The organism is Bdellovibrio sp. BCCA, from assembly GCF_037996825.1.
Classification (GTDB): domain Bacteria; phylum Bdellovibrionota; class Bdellovibrionia; order Bdellovibrionales; family Bdellovibrionaceae; genus Bdellovibrio.
The window spans coordinates 743,737-769,542 of the sequence record NZ_JBBNAC010000001.1 but is presented as its reverse complement, the minus strand read 5'-3'; the positions used below and the strand labels follow the sequence as shown (position 1 = coordinate 769,542).

Annotated in this window: 27 protein-coding genes; 10 read left to right on the top strand and 17 right to left on the bottom strand. The window is 45.6% G+C overall.

The features are described 5' to 3' along the window. Positions 1 to 53: 53 nt before the first annotated feature. Positions 54 to 797: a 3-deoxy-manno-octulosonate cytidylyltransferase gene (gene kdsB / locus AAAA78_RS03845; protein ID WP_340590414.1), complete on the bottom strand. Its 744-nt coding sequence runs from the start codon at positions 795 to 797 to the stop codon at positions 54 to 56. Further along, positions 794 to 1,372 (bottom strand): ribosome biogenesis GTP-binding protein YihA/YsxC, encoded by a 579-nt coding sequence (gene yihA / locus AAAA78_RS03840; protein ID WP_340590413.1) that lies wholly within the window; start codon positions 1,370 to 1,372, stop codon positions 794 to 796. Before yihA ends, kdsB begins: the two co-directional genes overlap by 4 nt. Positions 1,373 to 1,527: 155 nt before the next feature. On the opposite strand from yihA, the gene AAAA78_RS03835 reads away from it, so the two are divergent. Continuing rightward, the gene (locus AAAA78_RS03835; protein WP_340590412.1) at positions 1,528 to 2,754 is read left to right on the top strand and encodes a sigma 54-interacting transcriptional regulator; all 1,227 of its coding nucleotides are present in this window, start codon (positions 1,528 to 1,530) and stop codon (positions 2,752 to 2,754) included. Positions 2,755 to 2,808: 54 nt separating this feature from the next. On the opposite strand, the gene AAAA78_RS03830 is transcribed toward AAAA78_RS03835, so the two are convergent. Beyond that, positions 2,809 to 3,840, bottom strand: a complete 1,032-nt coding sequence (locus AAAA78_RS03830; RefSeq protein ID WP_340590411.1) for a flagellar basal body-associated FliL family protein — start codon at positions 3,838 to 3,840, stop codon at positions 2,809 to 2,811. A 55-nt stretch (positions 3,841 to 3,895) separates the two neighbouring features. Between AAAA78_RS03830 and AAAA78_RS03825 the strand changes: the two genes are divergently transcribed. Beyond that, entirely contained in the window at positions 3,896 to 4,528 is a 633-nt protein-coding gene (locus AAAA78_RS03825) for a hypothetical protein (RefSeq protein WP_340590410.1), read from the top strand. A 29-nt stretch (positions 4,529 to 4,557) separates the two neighbouring features. Here AAAA78_RS03825 and AAAA78_RS03820 read toward each other — a convergent pair whose 3' ends face one another. From AAAA78_RS03820 to AAAA78_RS03805, 4 genes are all read right to left on the bottom strand, one after another. Then, the gene (locus tag AAAA78_RS03820; RefSeq protein ID WP_340590409.1) at positions 4,558 to 5,007 is read right to left on the bottom strand and encodes a hypothetical protein; all 450 of its coding nucleotides are present in this window, start codon (positions 5,005 to 5,007) and stop codon (positions 4,558 to 4,560) included. A gap of 176 nt (positions 5,008 to 5,183) precedes the next feature. Next, positions 5,184 to 7,751 (bottom strand): DNA polymerase I, encoded by a 2,568-nt coding sequence (polA, locus tag AAAA78_RS03815; RefSeq protein WP_340590408.1) that lies wholly within the window; start codon positions 7,749 to 7,751, stop codon positions 5,184 to 5,186. A 54-nt stretch (positions 7,752 to 7,805) separates the two neighbouring features. Beyond that, positions 7,806 to 8,105, bottom strand: coding sequence for a helix-turn-helix domain-containing protein (locus tag AAAA78_RS03810; RefSeq protein WP_340590407.1), 300 nt, complete (start codon positions 8,103 to 8,105; stop codon positions 7,806 to 7,808). A 99-nt stretch (positions 8,106 to 8,204) separates the two neighbouring features. Next, entirely contained in the window at positions 8,205 to 8,510 is a 306-nt protein-coding gene (locus AAAA78_RS03805; RefSeq protein WP_340590406.1) for a septum formation initiator family protein, read from the bottom strand. Positions 8,511 to 8,790: 280 nt separating this feature from the next. On the opposite strand from AAAA78_RS03805, the gene AAAA78_RS03800 reads away from it, so the two are divergent. After that, positions 8,791 to 9,288 carry an ankyrin repeat domain-containing protein gene (locus AAAA78_RS03800; RefSeq protein WP_340590405.1) on the top strand — a complete coding sequence of 166 codons (498 nt, stop codon included), beginning with the start codon at positions 8,791 to 8,793 and terminating at the stop codon, positions 9,286 to 9,288. Further along, positions 9,278 to 10,714 (top strand): catalase, encoded by a 1,437-nt coding sequence (locus AAAA78_RS03795; protein ID WP_340590403.1) that lies wholly within the window; start codon positions 9,278 to 9,280, stop codon positions 10,712 to 10,714. Before AAAA78_RS03800 ends, AAAA78_RS03795 begins: the two co-directional genes overlap by 11 nt. Before the next feature lie 79 nt (positions 10,715 to 10,793). Here AAAA78_RS03795 and eno read toward each other — a convergent pair whose 3' ends face one another. From eno to AAAA78_RS03765, 6 genes are all read right to left on the bottom strand, one after another. Next, positions 10,794 to 12,062 carry a phosphopyruvate hydratase gene (eno, locus tag AAAA78_RS03790; RefSeq protein ID WP_340590402.1) on the bottom strand — a complete coding sequence of 423 codons (1,269 nt, stop codon included), beginning with the start codon at positions 12,060 to 12,062 and terminating at the stop codon, positions 10,794 to 10,796. Beyond that, on the bottom strand, positions 12,055 to 13,053 hold the full coding sequence (locus AAAA78_RS03785) for a hypothetical protein (RefSeq protein ID WP_340590400.1): 999 nt from the start codon (positions 13,051 to 13,053) through the stop codon (positions 12,055 to 12,057). Before AAAA78_RS03785 ends, eno begins: the two co-directional genes overlap by 8 nt. 156 nt (positions 13,054 to 13,209) lie before the next feature. Further along, positions 13,210 to 14,319 (bottom strand): CpaF family protein, encoded by a 1,110-nt coding sequence (locus AAAA78_RS03780; protein ID WP_340590399.1) that lies wholly within the window; start codon positions 14,317 to 14,319, stop codon positions 13,210 to 13,212. 18 nt (positions 14,320 to 14,337) lie between these two features. After that, positions 14,338 to 14,853, bottom strand: a complete 516-nt coding sequence (locus tag AAAA78_RS03775; protein WP_340590397.1) for a cupredoxin domain-containing protein — start codon at positions 14,851 to 14,853, stop codon at positions 14,338 to 14,340. Continuing rightward, on the bottom strand, positions 14,813 to 15,091 hold the full coding sequence (locus AAAA78_RS03770; protein ID WP_340590396.1) for a cytochrome: 279 nt from the start codon (positions 15,089 to 15,091) through the stop codon (positions 14,813 to 14,815). The genes AAAA78_RS03775 and AAAA78_RS03770 overlap by 41 nt, the downstream gene beginning before the upstream one ends. Positions 15,092 to 15,281: 190 nt before the next feature. Beyond that, the gene (locus AAAA78_RS03765; protein WP_340590394.1) at positions 15,282 to 15,917 is read right to left on the bottom strand and encodes a hypothetical protein; all 636 of its coding nucleotides are present in this window, start codon (positions 15,915 to 15,917) and stop codon (positions 15,282 to 15,284) included. Between the two features lie 143 nt (positions 15,918 to 16,060). On the opposite strand from AAAA78_RS03765, the gene AAAA78_RS03760 reads away from it, so the two are divergent. Next, positions 16,061 to 16,855, top strand: coding sequence for a DsbA family protein (locus AAAA78_RS03760; protein WP_340590393.1), 795 nt, complete (start codon positions 16,061 to 16,063; stop codon positions 16,853 to 16,855). Positions 16,856 to 17,061: 206 nt separating this feature from the next. After that, positions 17,062 to 17,439, top strand: coding sequence for a HEPN domain-containing protein (locus AAAA78_RS03755; RefSeq protein ID WP_340590391.1), 378 nt, complete (start codon positions 17,062 to 17,064; stop codon positions 17,437 to 17,439). Between the two features lies 1 nt (position 17,440). Here AAAA78_RS03755 and AAAA78_RS03750 read toward each other — a convergent pair whose 3' ends face one another. The 3 genes from AAAA78_RS03750 to AAAA78_RS03740 form a co-directional block, all read right to left on the bottom strand. After that, positions 17,441 to 18,490 carry a lactonase family protein gene (locus AAAA78_RS03750; protein ID WP_340590389.1) on the bottom strand — a complete coding sequence of 350 codons (1,050 nt, stop codon included), beginning with the start codon at positions 18,488 to 18,490 and terminating at the stop codon, positions 17,441 to 17,443. A 20-nt stretch (positions 18,491 to 18,510) separates the two neighbouring features. Continuing rightward, positions 18,511 to 19,278 carry a class I SAM-dependent methyltransferase gene (locus AAAA78_RS03745; RefSeq protein WP_340590387.1) on the bottom strand — a complete coding sequence of 256 codons (768 nt, stop codon included), beginning with the start codon at positions 19,276 to 19,278 and terminating at the stop codon, positions 18,511 to 18,513. A gap of 177 nt (positions 19,279 to 19,455) precedes the next feature. Next, a complete protein-coding gene (locus AAAA78_RS03740) occupies positions 19,456 to 20,208 on the bottom strand; it encodes a murein L,D-transpeptidase catalytic domain family protein (protein WP_340590385.1) in 753 nt (250 codons plus the stop codon). Between the two features lie 198 nt (positions 20,209 to 20,406). Between AAAA78_RS03740 and AAAA78_RS03735 the strand changes: the two genes are divergently transcribed. After that, complete coding sequence (locus AAAA78_RS03735; RefSeq protein WP_340590383.1) at positions 20,407 to 20,823, top strand: CBS domain-containing protein; 417 nt, start codon at positions 20,407 to 20,409, stop codon at positions 20,821 to 20,823. Between the two features lie 30 nt (positions 20,824 to 20,853). Here AAAA78_RS03735 and sfsA read toward each other — a convergent pair whose 3' ends face one another. Further along, a complete protein-coding gene (sfsA, locus tag AAAA78_RS03730) occupies positions 20,854 to 21,582 on the bottom strand; it encodes a DNA/RNA nuclease SfsA (protein ID WP_340590381.1) in 729 nt (242 codons plus the stop codon). A 187-nt stretch (positions 21,583 to 21,769) separates the two neighbouring features. Here sfsA and lipA point away from each other — a divergent pair, with 187 nt between their 5' ends. From lipA to lpdA, 3 genes are read left to right on the top strand one after another with little or no spacing between them, the layout of a single operon-like run. Continuing rightward, positions 21,770 to 22,699 carry a lipoyl synthase gene (lipA, locus tag AAAA78_RS03725; protein WP_340590378.1) on the top strand — a complete coding sequence of 310 codons (930 nt, stop codon included), beginning with the start codon at positions 21,770 to 21,772 and terminating at the stop codon, positions 22,697 to 22,699. 30 nt (positions 22,700 to 22,729) lie between these two features. Further along, a complete protein-coding gene (locus tag AAAA78_RS03720) occupies positions 22,730 to 24,370 on the top strand; it encodes a dihydrolipoyllysine-residue acetyltransferase (RefSeq protein WP_340590376.1) in 1,641 nt (546 codons plus the stop codon). Next, positions 24,370 to 25,794 carry a dihydrolipoyl dehydrogenase gene (gene lpdA, locus AAAA78_RS03715; protein WP_340590374.1) on the top strand — a complete coding sequence of 475 codons (1,425 nt, stop codon included), beginning with the start codon at positions 24,370 to 24,372 and terminating at the stop codon, positions 25,792 to 25,794. Before AAAA78_RS03720 ends, lpdA begins: the two co-directional genes overlap by 1 nt. Positions 25,795 to 25,806 lie beyond the last annotated feature (12 nt).

Sequence of the window (25,806 nt, the reverse complement as noted above, 5' to 3'; positions counted from 1 at the left end):
CTTCGCTGTCGAGACCTTCGTTGTTTTCTTTGTTGCTGTCTTTCTCTTCGCCATTACATCCCCTGTTGACTTAAGAGTTTTTCGAGTCGTACCAAATCTTCGGGAGTATCCACCCCGAGACTTGCTTCCTTGACTCTGATTACTTTGATTTTTGCACCTAAATACAAAGCTCTGAGTTGCTCCAAGCTCTCTGCTTTCTCAATGAGAGCCGGGGGCGCTTCACAGAACTCTTTTAAAAAAATTTTCGAATAAGCATACATGCCGATATGCTTAAGGCACCCCTCGTAAGTGCCCATCTCGGAAGCCTTGCTACGAGAATACGGAATCGCATAGCGACTGAAATACAAAGCTTCATCTTTGTGATTCATCACAACTTTAACAGCATTCGGAGATTGCAGTTCTTCTTCACTGATTGGATGAGCCAACGTCGCCATATCCATTGTCGGTTCATTCACAAAGACTTGCGCCAAGCGATCAATCAACTCGCCCGTCACTAAAGGTTCATCTCCTTGAATATTAACAACAACATCACAGGAAATATCTTTGATAGCGGCATGAATACGATCACTGCCCGTAGGAAGTTCACTTGCAGTCATGACGACTTTCGCGCCAACGGCTTCCGCCGCTGCTTTGATTCTTTCATCGTCAGTCGCAACAATAAGGTCATTCAAAAGACGGGACTTCTTCGCACCCTCGATCGTCCACTGAATCAGGGGACGGCCTTTCAGATTCACCAGCGGTTTTCCAGGAAAACGAGTTGAACCATAGCGAGCGGGAATCACTCCGACAATCTTCATAAATCTTTCACCCAATTTTCATACATGTAGTCTTCAACCGCGTTCTGTCCTTCTTTTTTCAAAGAAGAAACCGGAAACACGGCACTTAAGCCCGATGTTTTTTTGATTTTCGCCACCGCTTGCAACATTTGGCTGCGAGAAAGTTTGTCGGCCTTAGTCAGCACGACGGCCATCGGAAATCCACGACGATCAGAAAACTCCTTAAGAAGCTCTTCGTCTTGAGTCCACGCACGGCGAATATCCATGATCAAAAGAAGTCCGCACAGGTTTTCACGAGTCATGAGATAAGTCTCAATCATCATGTGCCATTCTTTCATTTCGTCGCCTGAACGCGCAGCAAATCCGTAACCAGGCATGTCAACCAAGTTATAAGAATCTTCCATATCAAAGAAATTCAAAAGACGGGTTTTCCCCGGCGTCGAACTCACTTTGGCAACTTTGTTTTTCGCAAGAGCGTTGATGAAAGATGACTTTCCGGCGTTGGAGCGTCCGGCGATGGCAACTTCAGCTTTTCTACTTACGGGATAATCTTTTGCCAGAACGGCACTTTTGATGAATTGAATCGTCTTAGGCATGATTTAAGGTACCAGAGCTCACCCCTTTTCTCAATTCTGAGAAGCTAGTCCTTCAGCCAATAATAAGGTGAGTCGAAACCCGCGAAACCCCGTTTAATTCGATTTAAGCGAGGCAAAGCTCTTGAAGTGAGGAGTTGCCATAACAGGAGGCATTTATGCAGCAACCCCACCTTAAAATTTTAAATGAAAACACGAGAACTCTTCCCCTTACCGACTTTATGACCCTCGGAAAAGACACTCAATGTCAGCTTCAGCTCGACACCACCGAGGTCTCCGATCGCCACGCTCGCATTGAAAAAAAAGAGAGCGCTTATTTGATTCGTGATCTGCGTTCCGCCGGTGGAACCTATGTTAACGACGCCCGTATTATGGAAGCCTACTTACAAGATGGCGACATCATCCGCATCGGCCATCACGAAATGATTTTCCTTGAACAACAAAAGCAAGACGGCGCCTTTCCTATGAAAAGCCGTAACGACGTCTGGAATGAAGAGTTGCAAACTCTGGCCAACGTCGCCAAAACTGAATTCCCTGTTTTAATTCTAGGTCCTTCCGGAACAGGTAAAGATATCATCGCTCAAAAACTTCATGAAACCAGTGAGCGTGAGCGCGGTCCGTTTGTCAGTGTGAACTGCAGCGCTTTAAGTGAAACTCTGATTGAGAGTGAACTCTTCGGTCATATTAAAGGAAGCTTCACCGGAGCCATAAATGACCGTAAAGGAGCTTTCGAAGCCGCGCGTGGCGGCACATTGTTCCTCGACGAAATCGGGGATCTTTCCTACAGCCTGCAGGCCAAACTTCTGCGCGCTCTGGAAAACAATGAAATTCGTCCTGTGGGTGCTGATCGCAATATCAAAACGGATGTGCGAATCATCGCAGCCACTCATCAAAACTTAAGCGATAAAATCAAAGAAGGTGCTTTCCGTTCGGACCTTTACTTCCGTTTGAATGTCATCACGGTGTCTCCTCCCGCTTTGACTTATCGTATGGAGGATTTCGAAGAACTTCTGTATGGTTTTGCGCGCAAAATGAGAGTGCGTTTTTCATTCGGTGCGATTGCAAGACTTAAAAAACATCCATGGCCGGGAAATATTCGTGAACTTAAAAATCTTGTGAGCCGGGCGGCCGCTCTTTATCCGCGCGAACAGATTTTAGAGTCTCACGTGGAAAAATTGATCGATAAAACTTTGCTTAAGAGCGATGAAAAAGTCGTGAACGACATTCCTGTGATCAAAGAAATTGAAAAGCAGATGATTATTAAAAGACTGACTGCTAACAGAGGAAATCAAAGAAGAACAGCGCAAGATTTAGGAATGCCGAAGAGCACCTTGCACGACCGTTTGAAATACTACGACATCGACATTTCGCAATTTAAGGTTTAACGCCGCGGTAGCGGGCAGTGCCGAAGCGCTGGGGCGCGCATGCTGAAGCAGCTTCTAAGGCTTAATAATCGCCGTCTTAATAAAAATTCTTCTGACATAACCTTTTGTCAGAACCTTATTCACTTCTTTGCGCAACTTATCACAAAGAAGTTTTTTCCCCTCCCCTGTGGATAGCTGATCGAAGGTCATCTCTTCGATCGTCCGCAGGAAAAGATCTTCCATTTCAGGTTCACGGTCTTTGATTTCGACAACGACTTCAGAGGCCGTGCCTTCCACGTAAAATTCAAAAGCTCCCATGGGATTCGGGCCCGACTCTGCAGATCGGCGCAAGTTCGCCGTCATCTTTTTCATCAGGAGAATATTCTGCGAGGTGCGCGTGGACTCGTAAAAAGATTCTGTTTCCGTTTTCGGATCGTACTGATTTTTGTGCTGAGACCAATCGGCCATCGAAGAAATAAAAAGATCTTCTTCGGGAGGAAGCAGACCTTTTGTCGCCATTTTATATAAGACAAAACTGACGAGCCCGGTTACCACAACCAATCCCACAAAAGCGATTTTTTTAATTGTCGAGAAAGCTTTAAAGACTGCAAGCGCAGCATTCAATCCGGTCTTTATTTTTTTAAGCTGATTTTTCAACCATGCAAGCAATAATGGACCGGCATTTTTAATTCTATAAATCGCTTGTTCTTTCCACTTCGCCCAGCTTAAACGAAACGCCGTGCGCTTCATTTTTATTTTGAAGGAAATGGCAGGAAGAAACGGAAAAACCTTAACAAGCTTCTGACGATATCCAGGCGTTGTCTTCCAAAGTTTCACTTCGTCGGCCAAGGTGTATTCTAATTCAAGGCCTTCATTGTAGATTTCAACATTCGTGGGATCATCGGGGCCGATCTCATTCAAAGCTTGCGAAAACTCCGGGTCTGCATCGGCGATGATAGAGTCCAAGGATTCAAGCGAGAGAAGCTCTTCAGATTCCGCCTCTGGCGCTCCGTCCTTTTTTTCATCCTCTACTTTGGTCGTACTTTCGTTGTCTACCAAGCTGATCTCCCCAAGACGATTGTAAGAAAAGAACCAAATACGTCGCAAGAACAATTTATAAACGAGACTCCATCGGCTAGGATGGATACTTAGGGAGAGTTTGATGAAAGCCTTTTTTCCGTTTGTTTTGGTTGCTTTATCGACATTAGGGTGCGCGCAATTTCAAAGATCTGCCGGAAGTGGATACCAAGAAGGCATTCCTTATGTGGAACAAAAAGATCGTAATACCGGCTATGACCGTCAGACACGTCAAACAGCCTATGAACTTGGAAAAGATCCGGCGTCTTTAAACTCTGAGGACCTTGAAGAGATTAGAACTCGTCAACAGCTTCGCCAGTTGGAGCGCTCTCTCAGTTCTAAAAAAGAAAGAGAACAGTATTCCAAGATCCTTCCTTGGCTTAAAAATGATTCTGAAAAAGTCAGCTTTTTGTCCATTCCTTCCATCGAGGGACGCCAACAATGGATCAACCGCAATAACATCTGGTCGAGATCTCAAGCTCCCCAAGAAGAGATGAAAAATTTGATTGAAACCCAGGATATCGCCGTGGGTATGCCACAAGATTACGTTCGACGTTCTTGGGGTGAGCCTATGGGAGTCGAAGTTTCGGGAAATCCGATTTACAAAAACGAGCGCTGGAAATACCAGCGGCAGGTTTCCACCTCTCAAGGCTTCCGCAAAGAAACACGCTATGTGTACTTTGAAGGCGGAAGAGTTGTCGGTTGGGAAACAGAATAAGAAAAAGGGCGACCGCAAGGCCGCCTTTTTTATTGTCTTAACGAGCTTAATCCCTTTGATCGACAACTGATGTTCAAGCAATCATTCGATGTGAATTGCACGCCGCCAATCGTGGCGTTGTTATGCTGGCCACACAGTTCACCTTCGTATTTTTGACGGGCAACTTTTGAGAGGTTCATAAATACTTCATCAGATTCAACATAAAGATCGCGGTCGAATCGCAATGTCTCCCAGTCAGGTTCCTTGCCATAGAGGTCCGCTAGTCCTGCCTTCTTGCTAATAACCTTAATGCCTTTGTTTGTTTTGGCTTTCAAAACGCCACTCGCCGTGCGAATGCCTTTTTCCAACTTCAGTTGCAATGCAAAGTTTTCACCAACACCATCCGTTCCTACACAGACGATTTCAGCGGCCTTCGCAAAAGAAACCAAGCCGAGCGTTACTGCGACCATTCCTAAAAGAGTTTTATTTAAAAATTTCATAACTATTTCCTTCTAAGGTTTAAGTTCATACGGGAAAATAGCAATGGCTGTGCCTGAAAAGACGGTTGCCAGAATGAATATAAAGAAAAAGGGCCTCTTGCGAAGCCCTTTTTATAACAAATATTTTCGTTACGATGAGGAATAAATCAAAAGTTCACAAACTGTGAACTTCGCGATTAATGGGCCTCATCCCAGTTGTTTCCGATGGCGTAATTTACTTTCAAAGGCACTTTCAACTGAGTGACGTTTTCCATTATGGAAACAAGCTCTGGAGTGTGCTTATTCAAGTCTTCTTCCGTTCCTTCAAAAATCAATTCGTCATGCACTTGTAAAAGCATACGCACTGGAACTTTTTCGTAAACTTCGATCATGGCCTTTTTCACCAGATCACTCGCAGTTCCCTGAATAGGCGCATTGATCGCAGCACGCTCTCCGAATTTTTTCAGCATCATGTTTTTAGACTGAAGTTCTTCGATGTAACGGCGACGACCAAACAATGTTTCTACATAACCTTGCTCGTGAGCCGTTTTGATTGTGCTTTCGATGTAGTCACGCACGTTTTTAAAGCGCGCGAAATAACGATCAATAATATCTTTGGCTTCGGATCGGGAAATTCCCAAATTTTCCGCAAGACCGAAAGCCCCTTGTCCGTACGCAATACCGAAGTTCACCGCCTTTGCAGAACGACGAAGCTCTGAAGTGACTTCTGTCAAAGGCAGGCCATAGATTTCCGCAGCCGTGGCAGAGTGAATATCCAAATCTTCTTGGAAGGCTTTGATCAAATTTGGATCTTCTGAAATATGTGCCAAGATACGAAGCTCGATCTGTGAATAGTCCACCGACAATAATTTCATTCTTGGAGCCGCCACAAAAGCCTGGCGAACTTGCTGACCGCGAGCCGTACGAATTGGAATATTCTGTAGGTTCGGATCTGTACTTGAAAGGCGTCCCGTCATCGTGAGCGCCTGATTAAATCTTGTATGCACACGCTCATCTTTAGGATTGATCATTTCAGGTAAGGCATCAACGTAAGTAGACTTGAGCTTAGAAAGTTCACGCCATTTCAAAACCAGTTTTGCAATAGGATGGTCAAGTTCTGTAAGAACTTCTTCTCCCGTCGAATAACCCGTTTTTGTTTTCTTACCTGCGGGTAGTTTCAGTTTTTCAAACAGAATAACACCCAACTGCTTAGGACTTCCAACATTGAAAGCCTCTCCGGCTTCAGAGTGGATTTGTTTTTCAAGAGCAGCGATTTCAGTTTCAAGCTCTGCGCTTTGTTTCGCCAAAAGATCTTTGTCAATACGAATTCCCCAGCGTTCCATAGAAAGAAGAACGCGCTCCAAAGGAAGCTCTAACTCTTGGTAAACTTTTTCTCCGTGAAGAGACTTCAGTCGTCCTGACAATGTCGCTGCGAAATTTCTATGTGCATTGTAAAGAGCCGAGGGCGGAGCTAGGTCCGGCAAAGTTTCTAACATGTACTTCGTATACATCTTGCCAAAGTCTGCGGCATCACCGGCTTTCAGCACGTAAGCTGCAAGCTGAGAATCCCATCCCGCGATCGGATCTTTGGCGCCGATTTTATGCCAGAAAGTTTTTAGGTCAAATCCGCTCCAACGAATGTGGAATGTGTCTGTGAGTTTTCCAAGGTATTCAAAATCGGAAACTTCAAAAAGTTCTTGTTCAGTTCCAACAAACACACCCCGTGTATCCGAGAAACCCCAAAGCACTTGATTTTCTTTTAAAACAGCAGCGAGTTCTTTCGTTGTGATTGTTCTTTCTTGGAATTCTTTATCGTCTTTTGCAATTACCAGAGTCGGCTGAATCTCTCCTTCTGGAACTCCGACAGCTGGCATATCCACTGTTTTTTTAACAGGAGCGGCTACGTCTGGAGTCGTGGCTCCGAATAAACTTTTTTCGAATGATTTAAAGTTCAGCTCGTGCAAAAGCGCGCGCAATTCTTCTGTATGCAACGGCGTCAATCTGTAGCTGTTATAGTCATCGGAAACAGGAACATCCGTGGAAATCGTGACTAGTTTTTTTGACAAGAAGGCATTGTCTTTAGAAGCGATCAGTTTTTCACGAACGCTTTTGCTCTCAACCTTGTCGATATTCTCGTAAATATTTTCGAGCGTTTTAAATTGCTCGAGAAGTTTGATCGCACCCTTTTCACCAATACCTTTAACTCCGGGCACGTTATCAGAGGCGTCGCCTACAATAGAAAGATAGTCGATAAATTGCTCAGGATAGATGCCCCATTTTTCGAAAACGCCTTGAGCGTCGTAGCGCACGTCTTTCATGGTGTCGTAGAGCCACACGTGCTTGTTGATCAACTGCCCGAAGTCTTTATCACCGCTCACGATGAAAACTTCCATGTCGTGATGGCGGCCCCACTTCGTCAGTGAACCAATGATGTCGTCGGCTTCAAAACCCGCGACTTCGTAAGAAGGCACTCCCAAAAGTTCAGCGATTTTTTTGATGTAAGGAACTTGTTTGGCCAAGTCTTCCGGCATCTCATTGCGATGGGCTTTGTAGCCGTCGTATAAATCTTTGCGGAATGAAGGCTCTTTACGATCGTAGCAAAAAACTAGGTACTCAGGCTTCTCTTCTTTGAGAAGCTTGATCATCATCGATAAAAATCCGTAGATGGCGTTGACAGGTAAACCCGATGGAGCCGTCAAAGAGCGAATTGCGTAATACGCTCGGAAAAACATGGCACTGACGTCCACGAGATAGAGTTTTTTCATATTGTCTCCCAGTGCAAAAACATATTCCTAACACTGGGAGAGCTTTGTTGTCGATTACTCTAAGTCTAGTTTGACGCGTGAAAAATCAATTTGTGCGAGAGCTTGCTTAGCACACTCATTTTCTGCCGCGGGAGTGTACATCACTTCATCACAGCACTCTTCCGCTTGGCGAAGAATCAGCTCCAGTTCGTTTTTGATATTGGCTTCGATATTGGAAATTCCTTCTTCCCAAGAGTCGACTTCTTCAGAAGAACAATGAAGTCTGCGAGCGAGATCTGATCTGCTCCAACCCATGCGAAGGCGTAGAGCGCGAAGAGCTTCTTTGTTCCAGTCCAATGAATGATTATCAACCATATAAACCCCTAAATTCACTTCATAAAGTAGTGGCGAATAGAGTCAGAATACTAGTTGTATTATATCCAACTAGCACGCTTTTATGCGATGGGTTATGGACTATTGTTCAGGGAAAACAAAGACAAGGTCGTGTTCACCGGCCAGATCTAATTTATCGCGAGCCTGACGTTCGATAAAGGCTGGATCTTTGGCCTGCTTAAGCTGTCCCGAAAGAGACGCAATGTTTTCGCGAGTCTGCTGAATCTCTGCGTTAATGCGATCCATATCTCGATGCAAGCCCCACAGACGGAAGACGTTTCCGTTGAGAACGATAGAGACGGAGAAGACGATCATGCAAACGCCCGCCACCCGACCCGGATGATTTAAGAAACGACGGAGACCTACTGCGAACTTTGTGTACGACATATTTGTTAGTCTAACTTTGGTTTCTGGTCCGTGGCTACGAGACGGAAGTCTTGATTGGCTTTTTCACGGTAAGAAACAAATTAGGAACAAATGGTGCACAGGGTTTGCGGGATCTCGTGTTTCTTTTGCGTGGTTTTCTGGCTTGCGCTTTTGGGAGGTGCCCTGGGCTCTTTCAGCAGAGCTTTCCGCCATATAGTTTAAATCTATATCGTTTATATAAACTATCGATTCGATTTATGTTCTTAAATCGCCGATCTTACTTATGTGACTTGGAGGTCTTATGAGGAAGTGGGCTGATTATTTGCGGACGGTTTCGGTTGAGCCTGAGGTTTTTGGGTTTGTTCGGGATGGGAATGTAGAGAGAGTTATTTTTTATTTGGCTCAGGGTGGAGATCCTAATCTTAAGAATCATAAAGGGCATTCTTTGTTGATGCTGGCTGCCTACAATGGGCACCTTCTTCTTGTTCCTCAGTTGATTCGTTATGGGGCTGATGTGAATTCTCGTGATTTGGGTGGCAGCACTATTTTGATGGGTGTTGCGTTTAAAGGTCATGATGAGATTGCTCGTCTTCTTTTAGCTGCTGGTGCTGATCCTCTTGCTAAGAATAATAACAATCAAACTGCTCTTATGTATGCGGAGGCTTTTGGGCGGGAGTCTATGGTTCGCTTACTGACTCGCTCTTTTCCGCAATCGCGGAAATCTAAAACGTTTCGTCGTTTGAAAGCTTGGTTTCGAATTTTGACACCTTTTAAAGGAGAACTACAACATGAGTACTAAAACACTAACTACTTCAGCGGGTATTCCGGTTTCTGAAAATCAACACTCGCAGACGGCGGGGCCTCGTGGACCGGTTTTGATTCAGGATTATCATTTGATTGAAAAACTGGCGCACTTTAATCGTGAGCGCATTCCTGAGCGCGTGGTGCATGCGAAAGGGTCCGGAGCTTATGGAACTTTCACTGTCACTCACGATATCAGTCGTTACACGAAGGCTTCTGTGTTTTCAAAAATGGGTAAGAAGACCGATGTGTTTTTGCGCTTTTCTACTGTTGCGGGTGAAAAAGGGTCGGCCGACACAGAACGTGATCCTCGTGGCTTTGCTTTGAGGTTTTATACTGAAGAAGGCAACTGGGATTTGGTGGGAAATAATACGCCGGTGTTTTTTGAGCGCGATCCTTTAAAGTTTCCGGATTTTATTCACTCACAAAAACGTGATCCGCAAACGGGATATAAAAATCCTTTCCGCATGTGGGATTATTGGTCGAAGGCTCCTGAAGCTCTTCATCAGATTACGATCCTCTTTAGTGACCGAGGAATTCCTGATGGTTATCGTTTTATGAATGGTTACGGCAGTCACACGTTTAGTTTGATTAACGCCAATAATGAGCGCGTGTGGGTGAAGTTTCATTTTAAATCTCTGCAAGGGATTAAAAATCTTTCCGTGGAAAAAGCGACCGAGCTTGCCGGGAAAGATCCTGATTATGCGGGACGTGATCTTTTTGAAGCGATCGAGAGAAAAGAATTTCCGCGTTGGGCCTTGAAAGTGCAAATCATGACCGAGCGCCAGGCAGAACAAACTTCTTTTGATCCGTTTGATCTTACGAAGGTCTGGCCACATAAAGATTTTCCATTAATTGACGTTGGAATCTTGGAACTCAACCGCAATCCTGAAAACTATTTTGCGGAAGTTGAACAAGCCGCGTTTTCTCCAAGCAACGTGCCGCCAGGAATTGGATTTTCTCCTGACAAAATGTTGCAAGGACGACTGTTCGCCTATCCCGATGCACATCGCTATCGCTTGGGAGTGAATTATCAAGCTCTGCCTGTGAATCGTCCGCAAGCTCCGGTGAATAGCTATCACCGTGATGGCAGCATGCGCTTTGATGGCAATGGCGGAAGACAGGACAGCTATGAACCAAATGGGTTCAATGGCCCTGTTCAAGAGTCACGCTTCCGTGAACCACCTTTGGCTTTAAGTGGTGCCGTGGATCGTTATGATTCCCACAAAGACAATGACGACTTCACTCAAGCTGGAAACTTGTATCGTATTCTTACTGAAGCCGAAAAGGATCGTTTAACAAGCAATATCGCAGGCACAATGAAAGGCTTACCTGTGGAGTTGCAGCTTAAAAATATAAAACATTTTGCGAAATGTGATCCCGATTACGGTGCACGTATTCAGACGAAGTTAGGCATTAAATAATTTTGCAAAGACTGAAAAATAAAAAAGGCGATCTGTGATAGATCGCCTTTTTCGTTGGAATTCTTTTACTCAGAAACAATTAGCGGAAAGCCGCTTTGTCCCAGTACATTCCCATGCCACCCAAGTCTTCTTCGATACGAAGAAGTTGGTTGTACTTCGCCGTACGCTCGCCACGGCACAAGCTTCCTGTTTTGATTTGATGGCAGTTGAGTGCCACAGCCAAATCCGCGATCGTCACGTCTTCTGTTTCGCCAGAGCGATGAGACATGATTGTGCGGTATTTGTTTCTTTGCGCCAAGTTCACGGCTTCAAACGTTTCAGTCAAAGTTCCGATTTGGTTTACTTTTACCAACAGCGCATTCCCCGCTTTTTTCTCAAGGCCCATGCGCAAACGTTTTGGATTTGTTACGAAAAGATCATCGCCGACAAGTTGAACCGTAGAACCAAGTTCGCTTGTTGCTTTCACCCATGAATCCCAATCGTCTTCAGAGAAACCATCTTCGATAGAAACAAGAGGATATTTTTCAGTCCAAGATTTATAGATACCCAAAAGCTCTGTGCCAGAAATATGGCCGCCTTGCCATTCGTATTTTCCGTCTTTGAACATTTCTGTTGCAGCAACATCCAACGCCAAGAACACGTTTTGACCTGGATCATAACCCGCATCAACAATCGCGTTCATCAAAAGGTCCAAAGCTTCTTGGTTTGAAGTCAACTTCGGGGCAAAACCACCTTCGTCACCCACGCCCGTTGAAAGACCTTTTTTGTTCAAGATTTTTTTCAACGTGTGGAAGATCTCAGTTCCTGCGCGAAGAGATTCCGCATAAGAGTTATTCACTGTTGGTACAATCATGAATTCCTGAATATCAAGACCGTTGTCCGCGTGCGCTCCGCCATTCAAAACGTTCATCAATGGAACCGGCAAACGGCAAGCTTGTGAACCACCGACGTAACGGTAAAGAGGAAGTTTTGAATCGGCCGCTGCTGCTTTTGCCACAGCCAAAGACACACCCAAGATCGCATTCGCGCCCAAGTTTGATTTGTTTTCAGTACCATCGATTTCGCGAAGAACTTTGTCGATGTAAACTTGCTCCGTCACTTGCAGGCCCAAAATTTCTGGAGCGATTTTTTCACGAACGTTATCAACGGCTTTGTAGACGCCTTTACCCAAGAAACGATTTTTATCACCGTCACGAAGCTCACAAGCTTCGTGAGCACCTGTTGAAGCACCAGACGGTACAGCGGCGCGGCCCATATTGCCATCGGCTGTTGTCACTTCAACTTCAACCGTTGGATTTCCACGGCTGTCCAAGATTTCACGAGATACGACGCTGATGATTTCAGACATGAGGAGTTCCTTCTTTCTTGTTCTCGGTGTTTTGTTTATTTACTTTTTTAACTAATTCCATGCTCTCAAAAACAGTGCGCGGATATTGAGTCTTCACGTGTTCCCAATCCACGCGTCTCATCGCCTCTTTCACTGCCGGAGTCATTTTTCCTTGCGCCACAAGCATCGTAATCAACTGCTGAGCACGCACCATGTAGTCATGCATGCGAGCCAAGTTTTGATTGAGCACATACGCTGGAGATTCACTATCAAAACTCAAATGCGCGAGTGAGCCTTCTTGCGGAAGCAAAGATGGTTTTTTGCTGGATTCAATTTCAACTTCAACCTGAGCCGTCTCTTTAAGTTTTAGTTTTTCAAAGTCGCGGATTCTTTCTTCAAGATCGCCCACGTACTTTTGCAAGTCTTCACGCTCACGTTGAGTTCTCTGCAAATCTTCAATCAAGCTTTGGAAAAGTGCCGGGCTGACTTGATGACCGACGTTTTCACTGAAGATCGTATTTTGCTGAGTCGACCAATTGAGCTTGATCGTAATTCCTTGCCAATCGCAAATCGCAGGAGGCTGTCCCACGTACACAGGCAAAGACTCAAACGCGGCTTTCAAATACATCGTCACAAGTGGGTACTGCTCTGCCGGCAATGGCAGATCAAATGAAATGCTCACTTCATCACGACGAAGATTTTCAATCGGCGGTTTCGGAGAAATGAAATACGAAAGGAATTGTTCCGGCTGATTGAAGATCTCTTGCGGACGAGGCATCATGCGCAGAACGCTATCAAGCACGCCCCACGAACGAAGCGTCGGTCCATCGTGACCTGCTCGCTGCAAAATATTTCCATCGCGCTTGAGCGGAAGACGCAAAGTGAGTTGTAAAAAGCCCTCCATATCCGGAGCACTAATCCAATACGACGGGTCACGGAGCAACTCCACCGGAAGGTGAGTCTGCTCATAAAGAGGCGTGAGGTCTTCCCCCTGCTCCTCTAAAATATTCAAGACTGCGTTTGATATTTTACAACTAAAGTGCACGAAGAAGTCTTAGCGTAATTTCCCTCTGCAATAAACACCTTAAAAGGTGCCTGCTTCTTTTTTGGGTCTACACTGCGTCATTCTGATGACGCGACGTGGACCGAAAAAAGAAGCAGGCACCTTTTAAGCGGCTTGGGGCTTGTTAAATTTGCTTTTGGGGAATGGGAGGTTGTTGTCGATGATTTCGTCCATGAACAACGGGATGTTGCCTGTGGCTTGAAGTCGACCTTCCAAAGTTCCGTCGGGACGGCGAGTCATTCGTGACATTTCGAAAATAGGCACGACGTTGTAGGAGCCATCCGGATTGAATCCGCGGATTTCGCTGATATGGGAGATTTTTCTAGAGCCGTCAGAGAAACGCGATACTTGAATGATGATTTCAATCGCGGAGACGACTTGCGAGCGCAAAGCTTTTTCACTGATCTTCGCATCACCACCTTGAGCCAAGGCTTCCAAACGCACGATGGCGTCTTCAGGGGTGTTCGCATGCACCGTACCCATACAACCTTTGTGACCTGTGTTCATGGCGTTCAAAAGTTCCATGGCTTCGCTCGAACGAACCTCACCGACGATGATGCGGTCTGGACGAAGACGAAGAGCACTTTTTAAAAGATCTTTGATCGATACCTCGCCCTTACCCATTTGATCGGCCTGGCGAGTTTCAAACATCACAACGTGTTCGTAATCCACTTGAAGCTCCGAAGAGTCCTCGATCACCATCACACGCTGACCTTTTGGAATGCGCGTGCAAAGAAGTGAAAGCAAAGTCGTCTTACCTGAACCCGTACCACCGGACACGATGATGTTTTTTCCCAGGAACATGCAGATGTCCAAGAATCTTGCACCATCTTCCGTGATCGCACCGAATTTAATATAATCGGCAAAAGTGATTTTGTTATTGGTAAATTTACGAATGGATAACGTCGTCCCCTTGCGCGACATCGGTGGAATCACCGCTGCGATACGGGAACCATCGGGAAGACGCGCATCCAAGCGTGGCGATTCATCGTCGATACGACGACCGACACTTTGAGCGATACTGTTGACCGCTGCACGCAAATCATCTTCCGAGGGAAAAGACTCCGGAACTCTTTCGAGTTTACCTTTTCTTTCGACGAAAATTTCTTTGTGGCCGTTGACGAGGATTTCGGAGACGCCTTTGTCATCGAGGTACTTCAAAACAGGACCTAGATTCTGCTGAATGGTCTGTTTGAAAACATCCGAGTTCGACATGGGCGCACTTCTCCAGAATTAGTTGGAAGCAGGTTTTCTGTCAGAGTTTCCTACATCAGAATAAATAATGAATTTTCCCTGCACTGCTGTTTCAGGGCATTGATAAGAGAAAATTCCATCTGTTTTAGGAGTTACATAAAAAGTTTTTTGCTCACCGAAAACCGTGTTGTGGTGCTCAGAGAAAGCGTCCAGCACGAAGCTCACGTTCTTTTCTTTGCCGTTCACATTCACGACGTGAATACGGTAGTTGCTGCCCTTTTTAAGGCGAACCGTATCCGGGACAAAGCCCTTGTCGGTATTCATGATCACGATGTCTTGAGTCGGCTCGACCGCCTCAAACACCTTGCTCAAAATAATATCGGACTGATCTTCTTTAATGCTCGCAGGAAGTCGATCTTCGTTTTTCACACGGCTGAAATCCACTTGGCGACGAGAGAAGTCGACTTCGAGGGCTTGAGCCGACGGAGCCGCAAGAAGAAGCAACAACGCAATCTTAGTGCAACTCTGTACGATCTTGAAATTCGCAGAACTCACGCGCAACCTCCATAGCGATATAATTCACGGATCTTGGATCCATCATGTGGAGCTTTTGAATAAGAAGATCTTTGTTTCCTTTGCACGCGTTGATCATTTGAAACGCATCGCTGACGATTTGCGGTTGGGACATCATCTCTTTAGTCACTTCGGCCCAATCCAATTTCAAAACAGGGTCGATAGCGCCCACTGAGTAGAGTGCATCAAACACTATTTGCAAATCGCCTTGAAGAAACATCGAATCCTCCTAATTGCTCGGGGCATCCAGCCCTCTCCATGTTGTTTTTATCGGTAGGAGTTCACTAGAACTTGAGTCAATTTGAGGCGATTTTTCGAGAGTTGAGGAGATCTATCGTTTGACGCTGGTCGAGAGTCGAAAAGGACTCACGACCAGTCCGGTCGAGGGAAAAAACTGCCGAAAGCGGCAATTATTTTTCGATTTCTGACGAACTTTCAGACGAAGCCGCAGCGGCCGAAGTGTCTGTTGCAGGCTTTTCATTACTTTGATTCAAGATTTTTTCTGCGATTTGCGACGGAGAACCCGTGTCCTTCATCATGCGCAACTTGCGTTCGTTCGCGGCTTCTTTGGAAACTTCGATCTTCGCATCACGAATGCGTTCGACAATCTTCTTCTCGAAGCCTTCTTGTTTCAGATAGGGCTTGATCTCTGCCATCAAATTTTCCAAGAAGATGACATAGGTCACTTGCACGACCGGTTTAAAAGCCCGAGGATTTTTCAAAGCATTGATTGCTTCGTCAGTTAATTGACTGACAGTTTTTTCCCAGGACTCCAATTCATCTAAATTGCTACGCAACGGAGCAACAATTTTTTCAATCATGTCATCATCGTTCGGACGCGAATAGACAGCCTGCAGTGCTTCTTTCAGTGGCACCGCTTTACCGCTCCCCGTCTTTTTAGATTCTTTCACTTTGTCACTGACCAGTTTGTTCATTTGATCCAAATCTTTCAGTGCCAGTTGAGAGTAGTTAAAGAGCAAACCTGCTTGGGCTTGCATGCAAAATACAAAGGTGAACATTGTTAAAAGGAAATTTGCTTTTTTCATAAACATAAGTTTAAAGACCTGCCAGAGTGATTCAAGGCCAGAATGAGCCGGACTTTGGACCGGGATTTTTTCCTTCCCTCTAAACTGAAAATAATGTCAAATAAAAGGGCTTAAAACTTTAATCATCCATCTCGGAGGAAACATTGAAAGCACTTAAGTTTTTTGGAATTAGCGCACTCGCGGTTGTCACATCACTCTCTTTAGTGAATTGTGCTCCATCAGCAAAACAACTCAAAGAAGCTGTTGAAAAAGATCCAAGCATCGTTTTCGTAGCTATCGAAAAAGATCCAGAGCAATTCATTGAAGTGGTCAACAAAGCCGCTCAAAATGCTCAACGTAAAGCTCAAGAAAAAGCAGTTGCAGAAGAAGGTAAAAAGCGTGACGAAGAGTTCGCAAAACCATTGCAAGCTGTTGTTGAAGACGGCCGCGTTATCTTCGGACCTAAAGACGCTAAAATCACTATCATCGAATACTCTGACTTCGAGTGCCCCTACTGCGCTAAAGGTCACGCGACAGTTGATGAAGTTATGAAAGCTTATCCAAAAGACGTACGTGTTGTTTACAAACACCTTCCTTTGGATTTCCACCCAATGGCAATGCCTGCGGCTAGATACTTCGAAGCCATTGCAATGCAAGACCATGCAAAAGCTGAAAAGTTCTACAACATCGTATTCGAAAACCAAGGCGAACTTCGCAGCAAAAAAGAAGCTTTCTTGAAAGAGACTGCTAAAAAAGTAGGCGCGGACGTTAAAAAAGTTGAAAAAGACTTGAACAGCGAAGCGATCACTAAGCGTATCGAAGCGGACATGGCTGAAGCTCGTAAATTCGACTTCTCTGGAACACCTGGTTTCTTGATCAACGGTGTTTCTCTTCGTGGTGCTTATCCGTTCTCTGAATTCAAAGAAATCATCGAACGTCACCTTAAAGGTGGAAAATAAGAAGTTTTCTTAAAAGAAAATAACTTACGAAGCCCTCGGCAAAAACCGGGGGCTTTGTTTTGGGCTCCTGCCCAAAACCCCTTCGGGGCTGGCGCGCAAAAATCCCATCCTGGGATTTTTGTTTTTCTTAACTATCTGTTTTTTTTTGCCAACTAGACCAAGTCCGCTTAAAGTGATTTCATAACCTTCTCATCAAGGAGATCACTATGAGCGCACATGCAAAATCACTTATCCTCAAAGCTCAAGACGATCTCGATCTCGCGAAAAAACATCTTCACGATGAAAAGCAGCACGAACTTGTCGGCTACAACTTGGCACAAGCTTGCGAGAAATATTTGAAAGCTCTTTGTGATATGCGCGGTCTTCAATATCCGGAAGACGACCATGATTTAGATGCTTTGATGTCGACTCTTGAAGAGCACAACTTCTCTGCGATTTCTTCTCATGCGGACGTGATTGAATTGACTCCATACAATGCAACAAACGCCCACGTTCATGAAGATGAGCGCCTGGATATGGAAGAGTATGTGGGTTACGTTGAGAATCTTAAAAAACTCGTCGGCGAACAGCTTCGCCTGCTCTAGTTTAATACTTTAGTAAAATTCGAATAGGATTTGCACCTGTTGCCACCGCGGAATGAGCTGAAACTGTCAGCTCTCCGTTTGCATTCACCGTGTATTGCTGAACCTTGCCGTCCATAAAATCGATTACGTATGCTGAAACGTCATCCGCAGCCAAAGTTTCAGGTGCATACGAAGCGCTCACTGTTGGTTGAGCCAGTGCCGCCAGTTTTCCATTCGTCTGGATTGCAAACATTGAAAGCGTGCCTTCACCAGAATTTGCGACATAAAGATTTTTTCCAGCGACAATCATTCCTTGAGGGCTTAGTCCCGTCTTCACGATTTCCTGAGAAGTGAGACCGCCGTTCGCTCCGATAAAAAAAACCTCTACTTCTTCCGTGAAGCAGCTTAAAACATAAATAAATTCACCCGCCACTGTCTGTGTCGCACCCAATGGACCTGAAGGACATCCCGACGAGGCCATCGTTGCGGGAGTCAAAGGCGCAAGAGTTCCATTTAAAGCCACAGAAAATTGCGAAATGCTGGTGTCACCATTCACAACGTAAGCAAACTTTCCTGACGGAGAAAAAGTTAAATTCATCGGGCCTTCTGCGTGGGACTTTGTTGCTACAAGACTGAGTTCACCACCAGTACCAATCGCATACTGAGTGATACTTTCACCCGACAAATTCATTGCATAAAGAAAGCGACCGTCTGACGAAACACTCAATCCTTGGGGCGTTGAACCTGTCGCGACGGGAGATCCCAACGCCGTCAAAGCACCATCACTGCCAATAACAAATTGTGAAATCGTATCGTCGTTAGAATTTGCAACGTAGAGATATTTTTGGTTCCCATCCATCACCATTGAGGCCGGAAAAGCACCCGTTGCCACCGTTCCTGTCGCCAAAGGAATTAACTCTCCGGATAAAGAGACTTTGTATTGGCTGATCGTATCGTCACCACTATTTAAGATATATGCGAACTGCGCTTTTTTCGGGAGGGGTACATGGTGAGAAGAAGAACCGCAACCGAGCAAACTTAGAAGTGATAAAAGAAAAAGAAGGTGTTTCATAAATATCTCGCAAAGAAAAACTAGCGCCCAAGGGCGCTAGTCAAAACAAGTCTTAGAATCGCAGGATGATTTCCGCGAGGAGTTTCGATTTCCTCCATCACGATTTCAAGGCCCGCGTCTTTGAGTTCTTGGCGAATCATTTCTACAGGAGCCACACGTTTTTGTGCTGTCCAGAATTTTCCGCCTTTTTCTACAACTCCCTCCACGTCACACTCGGGAGTTTGTCTCCACAATGTGTAGTTCTCATCCAAAAAAATAGATTCGAAACTGTCTTCCGGACTGAAACCTGCGCTCAAAGCCGCTGTCTTCAAAACGAACTTTCCATTTGTCGCCAGAGAATTTCTGACAGCATTCAAAAAGTGTGCACGTTTTGCTGAACAAGTGATTTGTGTCAAACAATCATAGTCATGAATCAAATCAAACTTTTGATTGAGTTGCTCCACTTGCAGGATTCCACCCATGCCGAAAGAGATATTCAGCTCTTGTTTCAAGGCGAATTTTTGCACGATGGAAACCGAACTGCGATGCATGTCAAACGCTGCGACTTGAAAGCCAAGTTCAGCCAAAGCCATTGCGGCGACACCGTGACCCGCGCCCAAATCCAAAGCTTTCATGCCTACAGGATGAGGGAAAAATCCATTCACAACTGAAGGCAAATAATCAACGCAATCTCTTTCCATCAATCCGCCAAGGGGCAGAATGTTTTTCAAAGTCTCTTTCACAGTGTTTGGATTGTTGGAAATGCGGCTGTTGTGACGACCTACGTAACCTTGATAATATGCTCTCATAACTGTCTCCTAGTTTTTGTCGATCGTTGCAGATCAACGTGATGACAGTCTTAAAAGCACAGGCAATGCCAAGATTTTTCCCTCTGAAAACAGCTTTATTTTGAGATGAAACGGCGCCTGCCGAGATCCCGGCAAGCGTCTTGTTGGTATTTCGGGAGTCGCCGAAAATCCGGTAGACTAGTTTGCGGCGTAAATAAGGCTTCCGCCTTTGATCATATTGATCACTTTATCACGATTCGTTGTTGAAACGGCAGGGCATCCCCAACTACGACCTTGAATTACTGCGGAGTCTTGCACATACGACGCACCGTGCACGACAATCGCCCGCGGGCGCGCATTTGAATTTGTCGAAGAAAGTCCATCGAGTTTCAACGAATAACCGTTGCTTCCTTGATAAGTCTCAGCCGTTTTATAAAAACCCAAAGAACTCGCGTTGGAACCGGAGACATTACTAAACTTCTCTGCAAATCCATCGTGATTGCTGTCAGAGCCTTTACCGTGAGCGACGTGAATATTCCACACACTCCCCGTGCTCATGTTGATGAAGTACCAGCGCTTCTGCGTCGACTTCTGACTAAAATCAATCACTGAAATCACTGACTGATTTTTAAAGGATGCTTTATTTTTATGAAAATAAACGATGGCATCTTCCAGCTTCTGCGTCGGTACAATATGCGTCGGATCGACGTAATCATAAAGTTTTAAAATTTCTTCGCGCGCATCCGCTGTCGTCGGCGGTTTCACAACCGGAACTTCCGCAGTCGTCGATGGAATATCCGTGGAACCTTCTGCGTTGTTAGTGTCATTCGGTGCTGAAGCGGTTGGTTCATTGTTTGGATCATCCGGCAAAACAGGAATGCCAGGACCGCAGGCAGAAAGAGCGAGCATCATGGCTGTTGCGAACAAGACTTTTGTAGGTGAGAAAGACATCGTGCCAATCCTCCATGTGGTTACACAGAGCAAATCGGCTGTTCATTTTTAAAACTTAAAACTTTTTGGAAACGACTGAATTCTCGACACGTTTTCAGAGGGAAAGTGTGAGGTTTTTAGACACTTAACAAAGACCTCAAATAAACGAATCTTTCGGAGGGAAACAGACTTATTCTTTTTTCAAAAAGGAGATTCCCTATGATCGTTCGAGAAATCATGCATCCTAAAGCAAAGGTGATTAATTTTTCTCACACTGTGGATGAAGCCGCGCGGTTGATGGAACAAGAGGACTGCGGTTCTATTCCGGTTGAGAAAGACGATAAAATGATCGGTATGCTCACAGACCGCGATATCGCGATTCGCGTAGTGGCCAAAGGTAAAGATCCGAAAAAAACAAAAGTTCAAGAAGTGATGAGTGAAGGAATTAATTACTGCTATGACGACGACGACATTGCAGAAGTCAGTAAAAAAATGTCGGGACGTCAGCACCGCCGTTTGCCTGTAGTTGATAGAAACAAACGCCTGGTAGGCATGGTGAGCTTAGGCGATTTGGCCAACAAGGGGCACGACGCCCAAATCACTCACGAGACTCTCTCCAATATCGCTCATCACTAAAAATAAAGGGCTGCCGATGCAGCCCTTCTATTAAAATTTCAGAGGTAAAAGAGTTTCAGACAACTCCACCGATTCGGGACTGAGATCTACCAGCAAAGGCGAAATTTTAACGCCTTTATGATAAGCCTCGCGCAATAATTTTCCGTAATCAGGATCAATATGGTCTGCCGGAGCAAAGCTTCCACAGTCATGACGTTGAACTGTAAAAACCAATTCGGCGGTGTGACCTTGATCAAGCAACGACATCAACTCACGCAAATGTTTTTGCCCACGCTCTGAAACCGCATCAGGAAATTTAGCCACACCATCTTCATTCAAAGTGACGTTCTTCACTTCGATGTGGTGATATTTGTCGCTCCCCTTCTTTTTTAGAACGAAATCCAAACGGGTTTCGCCATTGATTTTGTATTCGGCTTTGGCTTCGTCATAATGAGCCCAATGTGCAAACGTGCCGACGATTTCGGGATGACCGACGACACGCTCTAAGGTTTCACGCATAATAATATTCGGTGTCGCTGTGTTCACTCCAACCCACGCTCCCGCCGGAGACTTGATCATCTCCAATGTGAACTTAAGCTTACGTTCCGGATTGTCACTTTCAGAGAACAGGCAGTGCTGACCAGGGTTGTTCACACTCTTCAGACTCCCCGTGTTCGGCAAATGGGCTGTAATTTTTTGCCCTTGCCACTCAATGTCGGCAAAGAAGCGTTTATAGCGTTGCAGGAAGATTCCTTCTTGTAACTTGCGAGTAAATTTCATAGGAGTCCCTTCGAAGGCCTTAATTTCACTCTCAAATTAGTCTTTTTCCGGCATTTTTGTCGACGGCTTTCCTTGGAACCCCGAATAATGCAAAAACCCCGTGCATTTCTTCGCGTTAATGCATGGCGTAATTAAGTGCAAATGCTCTATGACGGGACTAGAAGGGAGTGTTCATAAAGGACAAACTATGACGGTCAAAAAGCCAATTACTCCGAAGCCTTCGTGGCTCAAAGTGCGTGCGCCTTCCGGCGAAAATTACACACGCATCAAGGAGATGATGAGCGATTTGAAACTGGCCACCGTTTGTCAGGAAGCGCGCTGCCCAAACATTGGCGAATGTTGGTCTGGCGGAACGGCAACAATCATGATTATGGGCGAGGTTTGCACTCGCGGTTGTCGCTTCTGCAATGTGAAGACCGGAAATCCAAAAGGAGTTTTAGATCCTTTTGAACCTGAAAAGGTGGCCTACTCGGTTTCGCAAATGAGTCTTGAGTACATCGTTATCACGACGGTCGACAGAGACGACTTGCCAGATCAAGGGGCTGAGCATTTCTCGCGCACGGTGACGACGTTGAAAAAACTCGCACCGAATTTGATCGTAGAAATTTTAGCGGGAGATTTCCGCGGCGATCAAAACCTTGTGAACCAATTGACGGACGCAAAACCTGATGTGTATGCGCACAACGTAGAAACTGTTGAGCGCTTAACACCGAAGGTGCGGGACCCGCGAGCGGGCTACCGTCAAAGCTTGCGTGTTTTGGAGATGGTGAAAGAGCGCGATGCGACTCGCTACACGAAATCTTCCATCATGCTGGGTCTTGGAGAAACTGACGAAGAAATTCTGCAAACGCTGAAGGATCTTCGTGGAGTTGGCTGCGATGTGGTGACTTTTGGTCAATACTTGCAACCGACACCAAGACATCTCAAAGTAGTGGATTACGTCACTCCGGAAAAATTCCAAGAGTGGCAAAAGGTAGCCGAGGACATGGGTTACTTGTATGTAGCTTCAGGTCCGTTGGTGCGCAGCTCTTACCGTGCCGGTGAATTCTTTATGAAGGGAATCATCGAAAAGCGAAGAGCGGCGGAATTGAATAAAGAATTAAATAACGTTTTTTAGATATCTAAATGCAGAAAGGACTTTCTCAACATGGCAACTGACGTAAAACTGCCCGAACTTGGCGAAGGTGTTACAGAAGGTGAATTGGTAAAATGGTTGGTAAAACCAGGTGACTCTGTAAAAGCAGATCAACCTATCGCTGAAGTATTGACTGACAAAGCAACTGTTGAGGTTCCGTCTCCAGTCGCTGGCGTGGTTAAAGATTTAAAATTCAAATCTGGTGATGTTGTGAAAGTCGGAGCAACGATGATTACACTCGCGGCGGACGCCGGCAGTGCTGTAGCGCCGACAGGCGCGAAAGCTGGAGCAGCAGCTCCTACAGCATCTGCTCCTCAAGCAGCAGCGCCTGCAACTGGTGGTGGTAAAGTTCAAGATATTAAACTTCCAGAATTGGGAGAAGGTGTCACTGAAGGTGAACTTGTTAAATGGTTGGTAAAACCAGGCGACTCTGTAAAAGCGGATCAAGCGATTGCAGAAGTTTTGACTGACAAAGCAACTGTCGAAGTTCCAACTCCAGTAGCTGGAGTAGTTAAAGATTTGAAATTCAAATCTGGCGAAGTTGTTAAAGTTGGTTCAACAATGATCACTCTTGAAGGCGGCGCAGGCGCGGCAGCTCCAGCTCCTCAAGCTCCAGCAGGCGCTCAACGTGAAGTTCCTGCTTCTGCTCATGCAAACTTTGCAGCAGCTCACTCTGCTCCAGTTCAAGCGGCATCTGCTGCGACTGTAGCAACGGGTGGAATCTTTCCGCCTGTCGCTGATTCAAAAGTATTGGCAACACCAGCCACTCGTCGTTTGGCGCGTGAAATGGGTGTTGATATCAACTCTCTTGGCGGTTCAGGTCTTGCGGGTCGCGTGACTCGTGAAGATGTGTTGTCTGCTAAAGGTGGCGCAGCTCCTGTATCTGCAAAAGCTCCAGCGGCTCCGGGCATGTCTATTCCTAAGCCTTCTTATCAAGGACCTGCAGGCGCGGCTGAAGAGCGTGTGCCTCTTGTTGGTATCCGTAAAAAGATTGCTGAAAATATGCAACGTTCTAAACACGTGATCCCTCACTTCACTATTATGGATGAAGCGAAAGTGGACGCGATGGTGGCAATGCGTGAATCTTTGAAAGAGCACGCAGAGAAACACGGAACGAAGATCACCTACCTTCCAATCGTGATGAAAGCCTTGATCGCGACCATCCGCGAATTCCCAATGTTCAACGCTTCTATCGACGATGCGGCGGGTGAGATCGTTTACAAAAAATACTTCAATCTTGGTTTCGCGGCAGACACTCCAAACGGACTTGTTGTGCCAGTGATCAAGAATGCAGACCAAAAATCTATCTTGGAAATTTCTAAGGAAATCTTGGATCTTTCTAAGCGTGCGCGTGACGGTAAGTTGAAACCAGATGAAATGAAGGGTGCAACTATCACTGTGACGAACATCGGTTCTATCGGTGGCACTTACGCAACTCCAGTGATCAACCATCCTGAAGTGGCGATTCTTGGTATGTACAAGATCGACGAAAAACCGGTTATCAAAGATGGCCAGTTGAAAGCAATCAAAGTGATGAACTACACAATGACAGCGGACCACCGTTTGATCGACGGCGCGGTTGCAGCTCGTTTCTTGGCAGCGTTCATTGCTCGTATTGAAAACCCAGGTAAAATGTTGGTGGAGTTGATTTAATGGCGCAAAATTTTGACGTAGTAGTAATTGGTGCGGGTCCTGGCGGTTATGTTGCTGCCATCCGCTCTGCACAACTTGGATTTAAGACAGCTGTCGTTGAAAGAGAATTCTTAGGTGGCGTGTGCTTGAACGTGGGATGTATTCCTTCTAAAGCGATGATCACAGCGACTCACCTTTTGCACAAAGCTCAACATGGCTTCAAAGAAATGGGCTTGAATATCAAAGGCGGGATCGACGTTGATATGAAACAGCTTGTGAAGTGGAAACAATCTGTCTCTGACAAAATGTCAGGCGGAGTAAGCCAACTTCTTAAAGGTTATGGTGTCACTGTTCTTAAGGGCGAAGCGGAGTTTAAAACTTCTAAAGAAATCACAGTGAAATCTTCTGCTGGCACAGAGTCTGTTCAAGCAAAGTATTTCATCGTGGCGACAGGTTCTCGTCCTATTGAAATCCCTGGCTTCAAATTCGATGAAAAAGATATCTGTTCATCAACAGGCGCTTTGGCATTTGATACAATTCCAAAACGCGTTGCTGTTATTGGTGGCGGTTACATCGGTCTAGAGATTTCTTCTTATCTCAGAAAATTGGGCACAGAAGTGACTGTGATCGAAGCTCAGGCTTCTTTGCTTGCGGGCGTTGTTGATCCAGATTGCGCACAGATCGTTGTTCGTAAGTTGAACAAAGCTGGCGTGAACATCATGTACGGCGCAAAAGCCAAAGGTCAGAAAAAAGTGAAAGATGGTTACGAAGTCACTGTTGAAATCAACGGTAAAGATGAAGTCGTTAAATGCGACAAGATTCTTGTGACTGTCGGACGTCGTCCTAACGGAGACCAAGCGAACTTGAAAGCAGCGGGTATCGCTGTTGACGAGCGCGGTTTCGTAAAAGTAGATGCTCAACGCCGAACGAATGTTCAAAACATTTTCGCTATCGGCGATATCGCAGGCCAACCAATGCTTGCACACAAAGCGTCTCATGAAGGTGTTCTTGTGGCTGAGGTGATCGCAGGCCAAAACCGCGTTTACGATGCGAAAACAGTTCCTGCCGTTGTCTTCACAGACCCAGAAATTGCGTCTGCAGGTATGACAGAAGCGGAAGCCAAAGCGAAAGGTCACACAGATCTTTTGGTTTCTCGCTTCCCATTTGCAGCCAACGGCCGTGCCGTGAGCATGATGGAAACTGATGGTTTTGTGAAAATGATCGCTGACAAGAAAACACATGTTTTGTTGGGCGTTCACATCGTGGGTCCTGAAGCTTCCAACTTGATCTCTGAAGCTGTGCTTGCCATCGAAATGGGTGCACGCATTGAAGATCTTGCTCTTTCTATCCACCCTCATCCAACATTGGGTGAAACAATGATGGAAGCGGCAGAAGCGACTTTGGGTCACGCGATTCACATCATTCAAAAACCACTTAATAAGTAGTTCTTGAAATAA